The 1,454-nt window shown below is 66.8% G+C and carries 1 protein-coding gene and 2 pseudogenes; 1 reads left to right on the top strand and 2 read right to left on the bottom strand.

Translation table 11 applies throughout. The features are described 5' to 3' along the window. Positions 1-100 precede the first annotated feature (100 nt). Positions 101-283: pseudogene (locus tag AB0F29_RS41540) on the bottom strand (DUF4231 domain-containing protein); the annotation flags it as partial. Between the two features lie 361 nt (positions 284-644). Between AB0F29_RS41540 and AB0F29_RS41535 the strand changes: the two are divergent. Then, a complete protein-coding gene (locus AB0F29_RS41535; RefSeq protein WP_361884196.1) occupies positions 645-1,031 on the top strand; it encodes a hypothetical protein in 387 nt (128 codons plus the stop codon). A 288-nt stretch (positions 1,032-1,319) separates the two neighbouring features. On the opposite strand, the pseudogene AB0F29_RS41530 reads toward AB0F29_RS41535, so the two are convergent. Next, positions 1,320-1,454: pseudogene (locus AB0F29_RS41530) on the bottom strand (SMI1/KNR4 family protein); the annotation flags it as partial.

The raw sequence follows: 1,454 nt of genomic DNA, 5'->3' as shown, positions 1-1,454 counted from the left end.
TCATCGCGCCGCATCGAACCAGTGTGTCGGACCAGCTCGCCATGGTCACCCCAATTTGGGGAGCGTCAGAGTAGGGGCGGAGGTTAAAGAACAAGGTGCAGGCCTTGTTCCGTAACGCGCGCACGGATTCCGTGATGAGGCCGCCGAAATCCGGCAGTTCCCCGCGGAGGTCGGCCCAGCCCACCTTTCACAGCTCCTGGAGGCCGTCCTCCAGACGATTGGCGAACAGCGCCTCCGGGTGCTCGGACGCACTGCCGAACAGTGCGCCGTGGACCGCGTAACGGAGACCCGGACCTGTCCCGCACACCCATACGCGGTCTGCTGCGGCCGTACGGGCCGGTAAGCAGGCCCGCCTCGCACGGCCGGTACGGGCTCATCTGACAGCCCGAGCCCCTGACGTGTTTCGAGTTTCGAATCCAGCTGTGAAGGCAAGCAGACGAGAATCCGGAAGCCAAAATCCTTGTATACGGTGGGTCTTGGGCCCGCTTCGCTTCTTCAAAGGAAAGTTGGACACCTTCGTGCTGTCGAGGGCAGGGCTTCCCCGCGAAGAGGTGAAAGCCGGGCCCGAGGTGGGTCCGGTATGCAGGGGCCCGCCTCGAAGATGTCCAGTCCCGGCGGCGGGCCCCCTGACCCCAGGGGCCACCTTGAACCTATTCCCCATCGCCGACGAATTCACCTCGGCGACCGCCGCTCCCAGCACCGCGCCCATGCCTGCCGTGACGTTCGACTTGCTCACCGACTTCGTCGTCCTGGCCGCGCTGTTGCTCGCCTGCCTCGTCTACCGGTGGACAGCACCGGCACCCAACTCCCCCGTCCACACGTCCAGGGGCGAACGCCTCATGTACGCCGTCGGCGCCGCGGCCTCGGTCATCGTGATCGGGAACTACGCCATCGGCGGATTCAAGAGCTTCGGATACGACGTACCCACCACCGAGAAGCCGGCGGCCGCGGTCGGGATGATGCTGATCGGGCAAGGGACGGACCCCGAGCAGCCCGCCGCACTCGGCATCGACTGGGCCACAGAAACCTGACCCGCCCCGGGGCGGACCTGGTGCCGGTGGCTTCCGCCACCGGCACCAGGGGGCCGAGCCGTACTCCAGGAGACCCGGACCTGTCCCGCACACCCATACGGCACGGTCTGCCCCGACCCTACCCAGCACGCCGGACGCCGGACCGGCCGAGTCACGCGGCGCCCTCCGAGCGCCGGGCACTCCCGGCCAGCAGCCTCAGCTCAAGCCGGGCCGTCCCGGAGATGTGGACAGTGGCTTTATTCACGAGTAGTGGTTCTGGCTCACTTTCCGTGGAGTGGTTACGGAGAGTCAAATATTCGGTGCCGGACGATGCCTGGCGGGGTGGGCACGAAGCTGGGGTGAGGTGAGTTCCAGGGCCCGGTTGTCGCGTCCGGCGCTCATGTGGTTGAGCCAGCGTTCGTACCAGTCGAGGAAGTCGGTGGC

This window comes from Streptomyces sp. NPDC026589 (assembly GCF_040638385.1).
Lineage (GTDB): Bacteria > Actinomycetota > Actinomycetes > Streptomycetales > Streptomycetaceae > Streptomyces.
This window is presented reverse-complemented; position numbering and strand designations above follow the sequence as displayed.